19 protein-coding genes are annotated in these 15,778 nt (G+C 34.1%); 9 read left to right on the forward strand and 10 right to left on the reverse strand.

Annotated elements, in window-relative coordinates; genetic code table 11:
* The first annotated feature begins 1 nt into the window (after position 1).
* Positions 2-1,390 (forward strand): sugar phosphate nucleotidyltransferase, encoded by a 1,389-nt coding sequence (locus EV282_RS02175; protein WP_130293384.1) that lies wholly within the window; start codon positions 2-4, stop codon positions 1,388-1,390.
* Positions 1,391-1,467: 77 nt separating this feature from the next.
* Positions 1,468-3,180 (forward strand): phospho-sugar mutase, encoded by a 1,713-nt coding sequence (locus tag EV282_RS02180; protein ID WP_130293386.1) that lies wholly within the window; start codon positions 1,468-1,470, stop codon positions 3,178-3,180.
* 36 nt (positions 3,181-3,216) lie between these two features.
* On the opposite strand, the gene EV282_RS02185 is transcribed toward EV282_RS02180, so the two are convergent.
* On the reverse strand, positions 3,217-4,551 hold the full coding sequence (locus tag EV282_RS02185; RefSeq protein WP_130293388.1) for an MBL fold metallo-hydrolase: 1,335 nt from the start codon (positions 4,549-4,551) through the stop codon (positions 3,217-3,219).
* 289 nt (positions 4,552-4,840) lie between these two features.
* Positions 4,841-6,079 carry a S1C family serine protease gene (locus tag EV282_RS02190; protein ID WP_130293390.1) on the reverse strand — a complete coding sequence of 413 codons (1,239 nt, stop codon included), beginning with the start codon at positions 6,077-6,079 and terminating at the stop codon, positions 4,841-4,843.
* A gap of 154 nt (positions 6,080-6,233) precedes the next feature.
* Between EV282_RS02190 and EV282_RS02195 the strand changes: the two genes are divergently transcribed.
* From EV282_RS02195 to EV282_RS02205, 3 genes are read left to right on the forward strand one after another with little or no spacing between them, the layout of a single operon-like run.
* A complete protein-coding gene (locus tag EV282_RS02195) occupies positions 6,234-6,950 on the forward strand; it encodes a hypothetical protein (protein WP_130293392.1) in 717 nt (238 codons plus the stop codon).
* A 53-nt stretch (positions 6,951-7,003) separates the two neighbouring features.
* Positions 7,004-7,138, forward strand: coding sequence for a DUF4282 domain-containing protein (locus EV282_RS02200; RefSeq protein WP_130293394.1), 135 nt, complete (start codon positions 7,004-7,006; stop codon positions 7,136-7,138).
* A 32-nt stretch (positions 7,139-7,170) separates the two neighbouring features.
* Complete coding sequence (locus EV282_RS02205; RefSeq protein ID WP_130293396.1) at positions 7,171-7,380, forward strand: hypothetical protein; 210 nt, start codon at positions 7,171-7,173, stop codon at positions 7,378-7,380.
* 179 nt (positions 7,381-7,559) lie between these two features.
* Here the strand turns inward: EV282_RS02205 and EV282_RS02210 are convergent, their stop codons facing one another.
* The 5 genes from EV282_RS02210 to EV282_RS02230 all read right to left on the reverse strand — a co-directional run bounded on the left by EV282_RS02210 (position 7,560) and on the right by EV282_RS02230 (position 10,839).
* Complete coding sequence (locus EV282_RS02210; RefSeq protein ID WP_130293397.1) at positions 7,560-8,168, reverse strand: ATP-binding cassette domain-containing protein; 609 nt, start codon at positions 8,166-8,168, stop codon at positions 7,560-7,562.
* On the reverse strand, positions 8,165-8,833 hold the full coding sequence (locus tag EV282_RS02215) for a hypothetical protein (RefSeq protein WP_130293399.1): 669 nt from the start codon (positions 8,831-8,833) through the stop codon (positions 8,165-8,167). The genes EV282_RS02210 and EV282_RS02215 overlap by 4 nt, the downstream gene beginning before the upstream one ends.
* Positions 8,830-9,468 (reverse strand): hypothetical protein, encoded by a 639-nt coding sequence (locus EV282_RS02220; protein ID WP_130293401.1) that lies wholly within the window; start codon positions 9,466-9,468, stop codon positions 8,830-8,832. The genes EV282_RS02215 and EV282_RS02220 overlap by 4 nt, the downstream gene beginning before the upstream one ends.
* Before the next feature lies 1 nt (position 9,469).
* Entirely contained in the window at positions 9,470-10,342 is an 873-nt protein-coding gene (locus EV282_RS02225; protein WP_130293403.1) for a hypothetical protein, read from the reverse strand.
* Between the two features lie 89 nt (positions 10,343-10,431).
* Positions 10,432-10,839 (reverse strand): hypothetical protein, encoded by a 408-nt coding sequence (locus EV282_RS02230; protein ID WP_130293405.1) that lies wholly within the window; start codon positions 10,837-10,839, stop codon positions 10,432-10,434.
* A 786-nt stretch (positions 10,840-11,625) separates the two neighbouring features.
* Here EV282_RS02230 and EV282_RS02235 point away from each other — a divergent pair.
* The gene (locus tag EV282_RS02235; RefSeq protein WP_130293407.1) at positions 11,626-12,342 is read left to right on the forward strand and encodes an SGNH/GDSL hydrolase family protein; all 717 of its coding nucleotides are present in this window, start codon (positions 11,626-11,628) and stop codon (positions 12,340-12,342) included.
* A 53-nt stretch (positions 12,343-12,395) separates the two neighbouring features.
* On the opposite strand, the gene EV282_RS02240 is transcribed toward EV282_RS02235, so the two are convergent.
* Positions 12,396-12,881: a membrane lipoprotein lipid attachment site-containing protein gene (locus EV282_RS02240; RefSeq protein ID WP_130293409.1), complete on the reverse strand. Its 486-nt coding sequence runs from the start codon at positions 12,879-12,881 to the stop codon at positions 12,396-12,398.
* 438 nt (positions 12,882-13,319) lie between these two features.
* Here EV282_RS02240 and EV282_RS02245 point away from each other — a divergent pair, with 438 nt between their 5' ends.
* From EV282_RS02245 to EV282_RS02250, 3 genes are read left to right on the forward strand one after another with little or no spacing between them, the layout of a single operon-like run.
* Entirely contained in the window at positions 13,320-13,724 is a 405-nt protein-coding gene (locus tag EV282_RS02245) for a hypothetical protein (protein ID WP_130293411.1), read from the forward strand.
* A 47-nt stretch (positions 13,725-13,771) separates the two neighbouring features.
* A complete protein-coding gene (locus EV282_RS20070; RefSeq protein WP_165389323.1) occupies positions 13,772-13,948 on the forward strand; it encodes a hypothetical protein in 177 nt (58 codons plus the stop codon).
* 9 nt (positions 13,949-13,957) lie between these two features.
* On the forward strand, positions 13,958-14,290 hold the full coding sequence (locus tag EV282_RS02250) for a hypothetical protein (RefSeq protein WP_130293413.1): 333 nt from the start codon (positions 13,958-13,960) through the stop codon (positions 14,288-14,290).
* Positions 14,291-14,798: 508 nt separating this feature from the next.
* Here EV282_RS02250 and EV282_RS02255 read toward each other — a convergent pair.
* Positions 14,799-15,347 (reverse strand): hypothetical protein, encoded by a 549-nt coding sequence (locus EV282_RS02255; RefSeq protein WP_130293415.1) that lies wholly within the window; start codon positions 15,345-15,347, stop codon positions 14,799-14,801.
* Positions 15,348-15,430: 83 nt separating this feature from the next.
* Positions 15,431-15,607: a hypothetical protein gene (locus EV282_RS20075; protein WP_165389324.1), complete on the reverse strand. Its 177-nt coding sequence runs from the start codon at positions 15,605-15,607 to the stop codon at positions 15,431-15,433.
* Positions 15,608-15,778 lie beyond the last annotated feature (171 nt).

Raw genomic sequence — 15,778 nt, forward strand, 5'->3', positions numbered from 1 at the left:
GATGAAGCTTGTTTTACTTTCAGGTGGTTCTGGAAAACGTCTTTGGCCATTATCGAACGACTCTCGCTCTAAGCAATTTTTAAAAGTATTAGAAGATACAGAATTAAATTTGCAATCTATGGTACAAAAAGTGTGGGAGCAGATTCAAAATGTAGGTCTAGCGGATTCAACAATTATAGCAACAGGTAAATCACAAGAAGATATGATTAAAAGCCAGCTTGATAATCAAGCTGGCTTAATTATTGAACCGAGTCGCCGAGATACATTTCCTGCTATTGCTTTAGCCGCATCATATTTGTACAGCCATATGGGTGGGAACTTAGATGAGGTAGTTGGAATTTTACCAGTAGATCCTTATGTAGACGATCAATTTTTCAATCGGGTAAAAGATCTAGAAAAAACCATAATGAATAGCAATGCTCAGTTAGCGTTGATTGGGGTAAAACCTACATATCCATCCTCTAAGTATGGTTATATTGTTCCAAGTCTTAATGAGAGTGGGGAAGATTACTTTGCAGTAACACGCTTTACTGAAAAGCCTTCTGAAGATGCTGCAAGAGAGTTAATTGACAACGGTGCGTTATGGAACTGTGGGGTATTTGCATTTGAATTAGGTTACATTATCTCAATCCTTGAAGAAAAAGGGTTACCAATTCAGTATGGAGAACTTCTTAAACAATATAATCAATTACCAAAAATCAGCTTTGATTATGAAGTTGTAGAAAAAACAAAAGAAATTGTTGTTCTTCCTTATGATGGGTATTGGAAAGACCTTGGAACATGGAATACCTTAACAGAAGAAATGGCTACAACTCAAATTGGAAAAGGTGTCATTAGTGAAGATAGTGAAAATGTACATTTAATTAATGAACTTGATATTCCGGTTACTGTATTAGGCGCAAAAAATTTAATTGTAGCAGTTAGTCCGGATGGAATCCTTGTATCAGACAAAGATGCTAGTCCACGCATAAAGGAATTAGTAGGTGTATTTGATAATCGTCCCATGTATGAAGAACGCAGATGGGGTTGGTATCGTGTTTTAGATTATACAAAGTTTGAAGAGGATAAGGAAGTTTTAACAAAACGAATTGGTGTTTCTGCAGGTAAAAACTTAAGTTATCAGTTACATGACTTTAGAGATGAAGTTTGGACGATTATAAAAGGTAAAGGTGAATTTATCTTAAATGGTGAACTTATTTTTGTTAAACCCGGAGATATTCTTAAAATAAAATCTGGAGATAAACATGCTATTAGAGCAATAACAGATTTAGAAATAATTGAAGTACAAACAGGTACACAGTTAATAGAAGAAGATATTGTTCGTCTTTATATGACTTGGGAAGAAATACAAGAAAATGTGTTAGGCTTTGAAACAATTTTAAAGAATTAAATAGTAGTAGACAAGGGCAGTCGTGAATCGGCTGCCCTTGTTTCGCTATGTTTACATTTAGAAAAGGAGATCATTGTATGGATTGGAAAGCAACATATGAAAAATGGTTAAACAGTTCTATTGTTGATAAGTCAATGAGAGAAATAATGATGCGGTTTTCGGAAAAAGAGAAAGAAGATGCTTTTTACAAGAACCTTGAATTTGGTACGGGTGGAATGCGAGGAGAAATTGGTCCTGGCACAAACCGTATAAACAAGTTTATGGTGCGGAAAGCAACAGAAGGACTGGCTCAGTACATAGAGAAGCAAGGTGAAGAAGCAAAAGAAAGAGGTGTAGCAATAGCTTATGATTCAAGACATATGTCACCTGAATTTGCACGGGAAGCCGCATTAAATCTCGGTCGACATGGAATAAAAGTGTACTTATTTAAAAAACTACGACCAACTCCAGAGTTATCGTTTGCAGTACGATATCTAAATGCTTATGCGGGTATTGTCATTACAGCCAGTCACAATCCACCGGAATACAACGGATACAAAGTATATGGACCAGACGGTGGTCAAATTCCTCCAGCTATGGCTGATCAAATTATTGAATATGTTAATAATGTTGAAGATGAGTTAAGGGTTGAAGTAGCAATGGAAGAAGAACTCCTCCAGAATGGACTCTTAACTTATGTACTGGAGGAAGTGGATACAGCTTATAACGAATTGCTGATGACCATTGTGCAAGATCAAGAGTTAGTAAAGAAACATGCTTGTGATCTGAAAGTCGTCTTTACACCACTTCACGGTACAGCCAACTTGCCAGTTCGCCGAGCACTTGAATCGTTAGGTTTTAAAGATGTAACGGTGGTGAAAGAGCAGGAGTTACCGGATGCTAACTTCAGTACGGTGACGTCACCGAATCCAGAAGAACATGCGGCATTCGAATTAGCAATTCAGTACGGCAAGAAGCATGACGCAGATATGTTAATGGGGACCGATCCAGACGCTGACCGTGTTGGAGTAGCAGTAAAGAATCATAATGGTGAATATGAAGTGCTAACGGGTAACCAGCTAGGAGCATTAATGCTGGATTATATATTAATGAAGAAAAAAGATAACGGAACACTTCCAGAAAACGGTGTAGTCCTCAAAACTATTGTAACGTCTGAGATTGGTATAGAGATTGCAGCTCATTATGGTATTAAGACAGTAGACACCCTAACTGGATTTAAGTTTATTGGAGAAAAGATTGCGGAGTATGAAGCAACAGGTGAGCACAAGTTCTTATTCGGTTATGAAGAAAGCTATGGTTACCTCATTGGAGATTTTGTTCGAGATAAGGATGCGGTGCAATCATGTGTGTTAGCAGCAGAAGTAGCATCTTATTATAAATCTCGTGGAATGTCATTATACGAAGGTTTACTAGAAGTCTTTGAGAAGTATGGTTTCTATAGAGAAGATCTAGTCTCTCAAACACGTAAAGGAAAAGACGGAGCAGAAGAGATCCAGCAGATGATGAACGACTTTCGTGTGAAACCACCTGTTGAAGTGGCCGGGCTGAAGGTAATAGCTGTTGAAGATTATCAGACCAGCATCCGCAAAGTAGACGTTGAAATGGAAGGAATGCAGTTGCCAAAATCCAATGTACTGAAGTTTATATTAGAGGACGGAAGTTGGTTCTGTTTAAGACCATCAGGGACTGAACCAAAGATTAAGTTTTATTTTGGGGTAAAGGGATTTAATTTTAGAGATAATGAAAAAAAGCTTGTATCATTAAAACAAAGTGTTATGAATTTCGTATAAGTGCTGTTAGCCCCCTATAATGGGGGCTCTATTATATCATTTAAAATACAAAACTAACCCATGATTAAAACTTATCTCATTGTTAGCCCAAGCCCATCCAGTATTATACAAATCGTTAACTACCGAAAAATCAGGATGGCGGTATTTATTTTTTATACCTGATGAGATCACAAAAAATGGATCATTAAAATAATTTAATAATCTTACATCCCAGTTTTTTTCAGAACCATGATGAGGGACTACAATGATTCCTATGTTACCTGATTTAGATAAGTAATGATTAGTAAAGGATTCAAAAGTACTACTTATAGTACCGTTTTTATTAGGAGATAAATTGATATCTCCAGTAAACAAGTAACCATATGATTTATTAAATAAGTTAGGAGTATTACAATAAATACCTAGTTGTCTTAACTCATAGTCGTTACTATGTCTTAGATCAATTTTAAATTTACTAAAAGAATTAACTTTAAGAGCTTTATAATTCAATAAAAAGTCGTCTTTTAATAAAAATCCCATTGTATTATTAAAATGAAAATAAGATCGAGATCGGTATAACTTATGTTCATTAAAAGTTATTGAAACACACAATGAGGTGTCATTTATATCTTTATTTAATTTTAAATATTGTTTATAAACTTTAGATTTTTTAGTAAAATTTTCTAATTCTTTGTTTATATCTATTCCTTTCAATGCTTCTTTAAATTTAATAAGAACGTCCTGGTTACATTGTTTATACCAAAAGTCTAGTTCAATTAACGAATAAAAACTAATTTTTGTATTTTTTATATGGAAAACATTAGGTGTATTTATATCTTTTAAACTCGTACTTGTTGATGGTGTAACAATGCTTCGTGAAATGTGTATAAAATCATTATTATAATCTGAAGGTAAAATTCTATCGTCTTTTAAGGATTGATTATCTGAGGGATGTATAATTAATACATTTTTAACAAACGTATAACTTTTTAAAAATTCTACTGGCTGTAATAAAAATTCAAAAAACCATTCTTCCAAAGTCTCCTCTTGATATTTTGCAAATAGAAAAATTCTCATTAAATCGTCTATATAAGGTATAATGATGTAATCTACACTAGTTTCTAGAGCTTTAAAACCGTCTAATAGTTTCTTTAGTCCTGAGACATGATCATAATGTAAATGCGACAAAATTAATAAGTGGAGAGAACTTTTATTATAAGTTTGAAGATATATATCTATTTCCGTATTAAGTGATTTTAAATATGGTTTATCAGCACCGCAATCAATTACATATCTAATCTCTTCATCACTATCTACATTATAAAAGGAAGAAGAATAAAATTGTCCTTGTCCCACTTTATGAAATCTTGAAAGTTGTCGAATTTCTTGCATTAGTTCCTCCAAAAGTTAATATTTATCGTCTTTCTATAAAAAGTTCTAGAAATAAAATTAGAACATCTATACTAAACTTCATTTATTATTAATTAACAAATGATTAAGTTAATATAAAATTATGGTTTAGAAATTTTACAAATCGAGGAAATATTGAATTAGCTCTATACCTTTCATAAATTCAAAGTTTTTTTTCCGTGGAGTATTTTTGTTTTTACACCATTGTCTCAGTTATTACACTTTATTCTGTTAACTTGTCTCTTAACTTCAAGAATCTCACTTTTCATACCTAACGCGATCCCACACCTAGTAACTTTAGAACATCGTCTTCTAACCCAATAACATAACTAAGATCATAATAAGAGGTTTGTTCACCATCACTCACGAATTCTTGAGCTTCTATTGTTAAATCTACTTGATAGGTTCCGTCTCCGTTATCATAAACGTAAGGATCGATTATCGATGTGTTTAAAGTTTGAGCATACCCTGCTGCAAACTTCTCTAATGATGGAGAAGATGCTTTCCAGTTACCTCCGATCAACTCATATGCTTGTTCGTATTGACCAGCATTCAAATAATCATAATAATGATAGACAACACCAAGTGCATCATCAGGGATGAAATCGTAATATTCGGTTACGCCATCATTTGGTTCAGTATATGAATCATATTCCTCATAACCCTCGTAATCTTCATAAAGTTCCCCATCATACTCAGGTAATTCAAATTCATACTCTTCTTCGTAGACAGTAAGATTCATAGGATTATCAGACCAGCTCTTTAAGGTAGGGAGTACGGCGAAAATCGGGATGCTGAAGCCTATATGCTCAGTCGAATGTTTAACTGAGTTGATTCCAAGGACTGATCCGTCTGTGCCACTCACAATCGGTCCGCCGCTGTTCCCGGGAGATACAGGAGCTGTAATCTGATACAAGTTATTGTAATAATAGGACTCGCCTTGAAAGGAGCGATCAAGACCACTTATGATTCCGACCGTTACAGTATTTTGCAGGCCAAGAGGACTTCCCATTGCAACGACATCATCGCCGAGCTCCGCTTTTTTCTGGTTTATTTTAAGTGGGGTGATATTCGCTAAACCAGTTACACGAACAAGAGCAATATCTGTATCTTCACTGCGTCCGATCACTTGTCCTTGATAGATTTGCTGGTCACTCGTTTTGACAGTCACGTCCACCTCATAGCCCACCACATGGGCATTCGTAACGATGTCGCCTCTGTTGTTGTATAGAAAACCAGACCCTTGTGATCCAGAAGAAGTCTCAATCTGGACGACCTTACTCTGTGTGTCTTTAATGATTTTCTTCAAGCTGCTCGTTTCAGAAACTTTTACAGGAACCTTAACGGGTACTTTTACTTCTACTTTTTTCTCAACGATTTCCGTTTTCACTTCAGGAGCCGAAACCTTATCTTGCTTTGGTGTATCTAAGGTATACAAAAAATAGGCGAGCAACATGCCCAGGAGTAGGACAATCATCACGAGCAGTGATGGAATAAACACTTTTTTCATAGTTAGAATGTTCACCTCGAGTTATTACTTCTGTTGTTTTATATCGTCTTTCCATACTCATTCCTTTAGTCAGAAATCCAAATAATTACACTATATAGAAATATTTTACATTTATTGGTATAGTTAATAGATACAGCAACGAGGGGGTTAAAGAATGTACAATCGTACGACATTAAAGGAAAAAGAACTCCAGCTAGTTTATAAAGAGTATTGGGAGAAGTTGAAAGACGAATTAGTTGATGGACGAGTGGATGTTTCACAGTATTCAAAACCATGGCTCGTGGACATTGTTCCTGGATATGAGGAGAATGAAAAGAAAGTACTTATCGTAGGTAAAGAGCCGAACGGATGGGGAATATATGAAGAATTGCTGCATGAAGATAAAGAAGAAGCGATAACGAAACTTCAGCAGAAGTATGTTGATTTTAGGGAAAAAGAAAGATGGTCACATACTCCATTCTGGAAAGGATCACATGCCATACACAAAGCGTTAAATCCAGCATCATCTGCACCGACCTTTATGACAACCAATTTAATTAAAATGAATCATGTTAAGAAAAAAAGACCTCCAAAAACTGTAGAAGACATTATCTGTTCTACATTCCCTGTACTAAATCATGAGATACAAATGCTTCAACCAGATGTGGTCATCTTTTTCACAGGTCCTTTTTATGACGCTCGTATTCAAAAGACATTCAATGATGCTGTCTTTGAGCCTGTTGAACATTTTAATCCTAGACAGTTTGCTAGAGTTAGCCATCCAGATCTACCTTATCATACATATCGCACATACCACCCAGGATTCTCCATGCGTGAAAGGGACCGATATTTTGATCCTGTAGTGGATGTATTGAAAATCTTAGTAAAATAATAACCAGCATTAACTTATATAAAAATCAATGTTTCCTTTGAGACAGGTTTTTTATGGGCTTAGTTTTAATACTAGTGGGCCCAGTACTTACTCGTATTTATTGTGAACTTTTAATTGTTTTATTCAAAATGCAAGAATCGCTTCACAAAATCTCGGTGAACACTGATGTCAAGACGAAGGTCTCATAACATTTATTTTTTTTTGTAAGAAACACATTCTTTTGAAATTAGAAAAAAACTCTTTAAATAACAAAGACCTGGATAAATTATTATCTGGGTCTTTAGTTTTCGATAGTGAGAAATATGAGGAAATAGAAAATAAAACGGAATCGTTCACGGTAACGAAAGAATTTAATAATCAAGATATTAAAGAAGCCATCTATGATAGCAGTGTAGCAGTAAACAAAGAACTTATTTTTGAAGTAAAATGATTGTTTAGTTATGTAATATTTGTTCATTAGTCACGTTTTCTGTCATATTCGGAATTACTCATTATAAATAAAAGTGGTAAGATGCCTAATCACAACGATGTGATTATCCCTTTATATTTAAATTTAAATAAAGCCCGCCGATAGGCGAGCTTTTAATTTACATCTTTTTGAAAACCTGTTTATATACTTTCAACACTTTTAATCTTACCATCATTCATCGTAATTACTTCATCAAACAGAGGGATTTCTGAGAGGTTAAAGCCATGAGCGGCGATTACGATGATCTTGTCTTTTTTCATTTCTTGTATGGAATGGACCATTTCTGCAAAATTATCATCATCCAGTGCATTAAACGGTTCGTCTAACAGCAGCACGTCAGGATCTTCCATGATGGCTTGACAGAATGCGAGACGCTGTTTCATTCCAAGTGAAAAGTTTTTAACTTTTGTATCTGCGTATTCGAGCAGATTTACTTTTTGTAAGGATGAATCTATTTCTTTTACACCGATTTTCTTTTGGATCGATGCAAGGAATTTCAAGTTGGAACGAGCGGTTTCATGTTCAATAAACGAAGGGTTCTCGATCATCACACCATACGTATAACTAGGCTTCTTTACAGTCCCAGAGGTTGGTTGCAATAAATCACAGAGAAGTCTTAGCAACATCGTTTTACCACTTCCGTTATGCCCTCTTAATAAATAGACTTTTCCTTTCTGTAACGTTAGAGATATGTCCTGTAAGACTCTTTTTTCTTTAAGTTGTTTATTTACTTCTTCTAACGTAATCATTGTTCGACAACCTCCATTATTTTACCTGGCTTCGATAAGAAAATAACAATGCTCATCATAATTAAAATCCCCACACTTTTACAAACTAGCATCAATGCTTGCCATTCCTGCCATCCTGCAGAAGCAATAACAATCGTTGAAAAGATAGGATAATGATAAGACAAAAATTGGGCGATTGCTGTAATCGATACGATAGAAAACAGAGAAAGTTTCTCTTTGATTCCTTGTAGTTTCAGCAAGATTAGGAACAAAGCTAACAAACTTAGTGTTAAAAAGGTAGATAACATGTCAAATCCATAAAAGGATGAGAATGATTCCGAAATGAAATAAAAGAAAAGGTAGACAACCTGTTTAATGAATAGAATGACACATATATGTTGGATGACTGTTCTTAACAAGCAGTTGATTAGCGTTTTATGTCCTCCGCGTGTTGCTATATAATTGCGAAGCCTAAATCTGGAGGCGATCGCGCTCTCTATGATGGAGATATAAATCACCATTGTACCTAAATTAAGCAGATAGTTATAAAATTGCATCTTATTCGTTACATCGTTATAGCCAGTGGCCAATCGTTCAAGAGAGGAAATATGGACGCCTTCACTATTGTTAACACTAAGATAGAGTAAAAATATTCCCGAGAGCAGCACAATGTTTTTTCTTGTCATATAAAATCCCTATTTCTACTTATATTGATGATGGCTAGCAGACCAACGATATTGATTACGGAAGATAGGATAGTAAGTATACGCAGTTCCATTTCTATCGTAGAATTTATCCCGAGTGCAAAAGAAACGGAATAATAAATGACTAGGATAGTGAGATTGATTACATAGATACTTAGCATGCTTAAGATCTGCTTGTTCGTTTTTAAATATAAGTATAAATATAGAAAGTACATGGATAGTACAAAGGAAAGGAGTCTAGCCGTGTTTAAAATAATTTCACCTGTGATAGGTATATAGGTACCAAACAGCATAGGAATCCCAAGGTGTATAAGCAATGTGAACAAAACATAGATGCTGCATATTTTTAAACCATACATAAGGATATGCTTTGTGTAAGCTTCTTTACACCGGCTTACAAACATAGGTGAGGTAAAGGGTAATTTCATGATAAATAAGTAAATTGTAAAAAAGATGCTGGTATTGTAGAGAAACTTCTGCAGCCGAAAAAGAGACTGCTCTAAAAATAGGTATGTTTCTTCTTCTGGATTATGCAGTTTTACGTATTCACTATATATGTAGTGAACCATGACCAAATAGAAAGCTGCCCAAACCAAGATGCTATATTTTTTGCTCATATTAGATATAGTCCTGTCCGAATTTCTTAATGTTAGCTTTAAACATATAGATAAAAACGATTATACTCATCATAATAAATAGGATGCTAGTCAAGATGATCATTAACGCAGATTGAGACGAATTGAATAAACCTATGCTATTAAAAAGTACATTATCAAGAACGATAAAGGATGTTAGAAAGGCTAAATCCTCATTCACATTTCCTAAGACATTCGCAATGAAATAAGTGACCATAACAATCGCAAACGGGAAAAGCTGGATAACGTACTTATTCTTCAGAAACAAGGGACTTACAGTAGTAATAAGGATGATCACGATAATATAAATAGATAAATGAATAATAGCTGTTGCAAGAAGAGCAAGGTATTGGAAGAAAGGAAGATCTCCAACAAACGAACTAGATGAAATTTGTATTCCGCCTGGAAAAAATACTACCGTAAGACAAAAAATAATAAAGAAAAAACCAATGACAAACGTTGCCATGTATAAGGCTTGGGCTATCAGCACATTTTTAAGGTAGTTCTTATAGGACATCCGTGTCATAACCATGGTGCCATAGTTTGATTGTACAGACTTAAATGTAGTTGAACCAATTGAAATTCCAAAACCAATCAGCAGAATAAGAGCTGCTAATGCATTGTAATCACTTGAGAATAAAAAGCTTTCAAAATATAAAGAACCAGTGTATCCAGAGATAATTTCTGACACTTTGGTAACATTAACATCCTCTGCACCAGATTGAAGGACAACTACCCATTCTTTTTTTTCTAGATAAGTCGCATAATAGCTAGCACCAATAATAATCAAGAGAACAACAGTTAAGAGAATATTAAACTTAGATTTATAGTAACGTAAACATTCTTGTAAGACCACAAACGCTCCCCCAGTTTCTCTATCAAATGTAAAATATACACATCTCACTCTACAGAAATAATATCATGATTAAATGATGATTACTCTACTTATCTTGGATTAAATTTTAGCTTGATAGAATCAGTCCCGCTTTGCGTAGCATCTGGTCTTACCTGAGCATAATAATTGTAGCCTTTTGTACCCGTATTATTACCTGCTGTGAACGTTTCATCAGTTGTTTTGATTTCTACCCAATCACTTCTTTTTTCACCATCTGAATTAACAATTCGTGCATCAGGATCTGACCACATTGTCTTTACGATAGCGTAAAAATTTACAGTAGTGGCATCAGTCTCTTTAGCTTGCTTTAACTTACTTCCGGTAGTAGTTACAGTTTGTGTAGTACCCTCTTTAACTTCAAAAGTACCATATGAACTATAAGTTGCTAAAGCAGCTTGTGAAGATAAAATCCCTACCCCTAGTAATAATGCCGAAACCTTTAATTTTGCCTTTTTCATGTTTCTCTCTCCTTTTAACTTCTGAATTTATTTGCTGAATACTCAATTTTCATCAAAGCAAATAGGCGATGGGATTATGTAAATGAGAAAATTGATAGGAATAAAGTTTGACACTATCCTGTAGAGTTAATGTGTATGAATGAATAGTAGATTAATTGAAAATATTTGTAAATAATTCCAATAAAAAACAGTTATATAGTTATGATATTTGTTTTTAAATATATAAAATAAGCAATAAGACCTAACTACGGTTTCTCAAAAAACAGGAAATAGGTCTGTGGGAACCGTTAAAAAGAAGAGGAATTACGCTTTTTTTCTCTACAATAGTAATGACGTTGCTGACCTTCATTTAGATTTAAAAAATCTTTTTAAAGAAAAAAACATTTAAAAATGAGTCAGTAAAGTTATTGTCATCTTGCTAAAATTTGTTCAAGTTGGGATGCTAATTAAGATGATGAAAATGGTGTTTTTTTAACCCGAATTCTTATATATCAAGAAAAAACGCAACGAATTACGCTGCAATTTATAATGCTAATTGCTATGCGATCCCGCTTGTTATTTCGTGTACCCGTTAAGATTTCCTCAAATTTCTTTTTTAATAGGGTACCAGATAAGATTCGAATTTTTTATTTTTAAAAAGTGTATCCGAATTAATTTAGTAGGGAGAATGTAGTAATTTGTCTAACAAAAAACCAGTTTTATAGGAAGGTAGCCCCTTTAATTGGAAGAATTATAGTAAAGGTGCAGGTTGAAAGACCTAATATCTTTAAGGGAGAGTGGATCGATTTGAATTTAAGGAAGAAAGCTGCAAGTTTATTGGTTGCGGGAGCATTGTTAACAGCAATGCCAATGGGTGCTTTTGCTAAAGGAAGCAATACTGTGGAATACGTTGCATTAGGGGATTCCTTAGCTGCCGGGCAAACGCCGTTCAAAACATTTGATTTTAGCTATCCTGATTACTTGGTCAATCATTTTAAAACGTACAAAAGAGCTGTAGCTGATTATGACAACTTTGGTGTATCAGGCTATACTACTTATCACTTATTGAATGACGTAATGTTTAACACTACTGTTCAAAAAGAACTTAGAGAAGCAACGCACATCACCATTGATATCGGGGCGAATGATGTTCTTGGAGCTCTGCGTTACGATCCGCAGAATGTACCGACAGCTTTAATGAATGCGAGTAATAACATCGGGTTAATCCTCAAGTCAATCGATCAAATGAATCCTAGCGCAGAGGTCTATATCATGGGTTACTACAACGCATTCCCGCATTATCCTCAAAGTGAGCAAGCGAAGTTATTGCCGGTACTTGATGCATTGAATCAAAATATAAAGGCACAAGCAAAAGCAAATGGAGACATCTACGTACAGGTGGATGACATCATTGCAAAAGAGTACTTAGAAAATCCGTTAGATATACATTTAAACCTTAATGGATATCAAGCGATTGCTAAAGAATTCTGGCAAGCGATTACTTATAAGCAGAGATATAGATAACAAGTTAACCCCTTCTCTCAATTTGAGAAGGGGATTTTTATGGATGAACAATATTACTTCGTTTTTTCTAACTCTACATCATGCTCCTTCGCCAGCTTATCAATATCAGTCTGGTAGTCACGAATCATCTTTCTTGCCGTATTTAACTTCTCATTGGCTTCATTAATCAACGAGCTATCCTGATTTTCAATAGCGGTTACGATCATTAAAAAAGCGCTGCTTTGAATATTGGCAGCTTCAATGTAATCTTCATGTATTTTTCTTAAGTCATCCGTTTCGATCTCTACAGCTTCCAATTCATTGATAAAGTCATTGTATTCTGGAATGATCTCATCCTTTAGGGCGAAGTAAAGTGTTTCATCATTCGTATAATTTGCTCCCGTTACGTTTTCATACTTACCAACAGCAGCCAACTCTTTTTCAGCGAGTTTCGGTGTTTTCTCATTTATATAATCCATTAGATCGTCTTGAACAGGGTCGCTACAGCCAGACAGAATGAAAGCTAACACCAGAAAACTTGCTAAAATGTATTTTTTCATCTGTTCACCACCTCCCTGAACCACTTTATTCATAGTTCATTTGTCCTATTCATCATTGAAGGTGAGAACATTAACTTTTTAAATAAAGCATAAAAATGAACCTCAAGAGCATGATGCTTCTGAGGTTCAATAGTTTTTACTCGTATTCACAGGGACAAAATCAGTTTAGGTCAAGCTGCTCCCATCCAAAAAGGCAGCCAGTTATCATTACACTGTGGCAGTTAGATGCCGTTTAATTTAAATACATAACTTAGCGCTTTATCCAAAGTGAAAGGAAAATAGCTCAAGCATCGGGTTTGAACTGTAATAGTTGTTTAGGGAAATGAACTATTTCAACATCTATTCCATATTTGAGACTATTAATGTTTTAAACAAGTGTTTAACGGGTTTCTTAATTATTAGGAATATATACCAATTTTTCATAAGGGGTCTTGATCAATGGAAATCAAATATAAATTAATGTCTCGATTGAAGGTAAGTGGTTTCCTATGTTTTGTAGTAGCTGCCTTACAAGGTTACATTGTTTATTTAAGTTTTGACGAACGAAATTATCTTTTTTTGTTCTGGAATGCTGCATTTTTAGTAACCTATATCTATTTAGGGATCTATTTTCTAAATGCACACAAGATTAACTATGTAGTAATTAAAAAAGGTGAATTATTCTATAAGGTCTTATTAAGAAAAGTAAGAAAAATAAGTCTTGGAAGTATAGAAGAAGTGAAACGTAAAGAAAATCAATTGATATTGAAAATCGAAGGAGAAAGAGATTTGGTATTACAAATGAAATTCATAAATGAAACGGATGCTCAGAAACTAAAACACTTTCTTCTTGAGAAGGTGTAATCCATATTGAAGAAGAATGATTTATTAGTGAGGAAAGGGGTAAAGGGATGGGGTTTTTATTTTACACGGCTCCAATTGCAGCAATCATTTTTGTTGTTAGCGGTGCAACTTTAGCTAAAAATATCAAACAAGATAAAGAGACGGTAAGAAGCACGGCAGTATGTTCACTTTCTTTTGCATACATTATCTTTTCAATTATTTATGTTAGTTACTTTACTTATTAGGATCTAGTAATGGATATGATATTAGGGATTTCAAGTGGTGTGCTTACAATTTTATATCTCTGGATCATTGGCTTACTAAGAAGCAAAGTGAAGCTTAACGAGAATTACACGTTTGAAACTAGAAAGTTAGCAGTCTCACTAAAAATCTTAATGATCTCCGTTACTGTATTGCTTTTAATCAAAGGTGAATTTGGATTGCTGCGTGCTTTCGTAATGGCCGGAATAGTTTATAGCATAGCAATGGTCGTATTAGTGATTGTTCTCCTTCTATTAAAACAATGGAATATACAAATCTATAGAAAAACAATGAGGTTCTTGGAAAATAAAAAAGAGTGGTTATAACAAAAGACCGATACCCATTTATTTACGGGTTTCTTTTGGAATACAAAAGTGAAATAAAAAAGGGAATCGCATATTAAATATAGCAATCGAAAAAGCACTGCAAATCGCAGTGCTTTTAACATTTCTTATTGAATTAAATTAGACGAAGTTTTCTTCCTCAATTGCACCAGTCTTTTTACAAATATTAACATTTAATTAAATATTAAAAATGAAATTTATTCCATAAATGGATATAAGGATGTAGAAAAGAATTAGCACCTGAAGCGTAAAATCAGATAATAATTTAATGCAGAACTTATATGTTAAATATGTCATTAAAGCTGATAAAAAAGGACTAAAACCGAAAACTGAGGTATATAGGAAAGCCCCAAAATCCATTGATTCAGTAAAATATATATTGGAAGAAATCCATACAAAAAATATCCACCAACTGATTAAGGATGAAATTGTAAAAATCCATTTTTTCATCATTATACCCCTTTGTCCTACTCCAAAGTTTTTTTTTAGTTTATATGTTACGAGGGGTAATAGAAGGTATTTCTGCTTCTAAAGCTATATTAGAGCTAACTTGCTTGAATTCATTAAAGTAAATAGAGGAACATTCCTGCAAATTAGTAGCTCTGCCGCTGTAAAGATAGTCGTTAAATTTATTAAGTGCTTTAGTGTTATTAAACGTACTTGGGAGATTCGTTATCTGATTAAATTCTGTTTGAACGTTCGACATCTCGTTCGTTAAACTTTTATTTCTCGGTATTAGAATGAGACTTCCGATGCTTAAAGGAACTAAATTAAGAACAGGAACGAAAGCAAAAATTAATACGATACCCAAACTAAGTTTAAGAAGTTCTTTTACAGAATAAAAAAACCCAAAAGTTACGATTGTTTTATTTATACCAGGCAACGAGATTACCAGAAAGGATAAAAGAATCAAACTTATCACCAAGGATCCAATGAAGATCGGAAACACGATGCTGTCACGTTTTTGCTTTATGTTTTCATATTTAACTGCTATGGGAAGGCCGAGCATTATTACCTTTTTTAATTCTTCTTTCTCCAAAATCTTACCTCCACAATAAAAATTTTCCACGACTTAATATAGCATATTTTCCTATTTTCGACAGTATTAAATTTTTAGAGTAATCATTGATCATTATCGAGGTCGCGATCAAGAAAGGAAGCTTTGTAAATCGATTTAATACCTAACTTATCCTTGATTTCCTCTAAATCCTTAAGGATGAGATGCGTATTAAACCAAGCTGCAAAAGCAGCCGCAATTGCTAGTAAGATGATCGTTATTACAGTAATCTTTAAGACCACGAAATCCACCTCATAGTGTTTTAATCAATTTTACCATATTATTACAAAACCTGAATATTTTTTTACAAAATATAGCGGTAGAATATAAATTCATATGAATAGAGAAGCGGAATTGTACTTCTTTTATAGGGATTGATATGGATGGCTTTTTAGAAAATCTTTTTGGTGAGT

This window comes from Fictibacillus sp. BK138, from assembly GCF_004216955.1.
Classification (GTDB): domain Bacteria; phylum Bacillota; class Bacilli; order Bacillales; family Fictibacillaceae; genus Fictibacillus.

Coding starts and splice junctions, on each gene's coding strand:
- EV282_RS02180 (WP_130293386.1), top strand. CDS start 1,468: ATGGATTGGAAAGCAACATATGAAAAATGGTTAAACAGTTCTATTGTT.
- EV282_RS20070 (WP_165389323.1), top strand. CDS start 13,772: ATGGGGTTTTTATTTTACACGGCTCCAATTGCAGCAATCATTTTTGTT.
- EV282_RS02215 (WP_130293399.1), bottom strand. CDS start 8,833: ATGACAAGAAAAAACATTGTGCTGCTCTCGGGAATATTTTTACTCTAT.
- EV282_RS02175 (WP_130293384.1), top strand. CDS start 2: ATGAAGCTTGTTTTACTTTCAGGTGGTTCTGGAAAACGTCTTTGGCCA.
- EV282_RS02190 (WP_130293390.1), bottom strand. CDS start 6,079: ATGAAAAAAGTGTTTATTCCATCACTGCTCGTGATGATTGTCCTACTC.
- EV282_RS02200 (WP_130293394.1), top strand. CDS start 7,004: ATGGGCTTAGTTTTAATACTAGTGGGCCCAGTACTTACTCGTATTTAT.
- EV282_RS02220 (WP_130293401.1), bottom strand. CDS start 9,468: ATGAGCAAAAAATATAGCATCTTGGTTTGGGCAGCTTTCTATTTGGTC.
- EV282_RS02185 (WP_130293388.1), bottom strand. CDS start 4,551: ATGCAAGAAATTCGACAACTTTCAAGATTTCATAAAGTGGGACAAGGA.
- EV282_RS02240 (WP_130293409.1), bottom strand. CDS start 12,881: ATGAAAAAATACATTTTAGCAAGTTTTCTGGTGTTAGCTTTCATTCTG.
- EV282_RS02230 (WP_130293405.1), bottom strand. CDS start 10,839: ATGAAAAAGGCAAAATTAAAGGTTTCGGCATTATTACTAGGGGTAGGG.
- EV282_RS02245 (WP_130293411.1), top strand. CDS start 13,320: ATGGAAATCAAATATAAATTAATGTCTCGATTGAAGGTAAGTGGTTTC.
- EV282_RS02250 (WP_130293413.1), top strand. CDS start 13,958: ATGGATATGATATTAGGGATTTCAAGTGGTGTGCTTACAATTTTATAT.
- EV282_RS02210 (WP_130293397.1), bottom strand. CDS start 8,168: ATGATTACGTTAGAAGAAGTAAATAAACAACTTAAAGAAAAAAGAGTC.
- EV282_RS02195 (WP_130293392.1), top strand. CDS start 6,234: ATGTACAATCGTACGACATTAAAGGAAAAAGAACTCCAGCTAGTTTAT.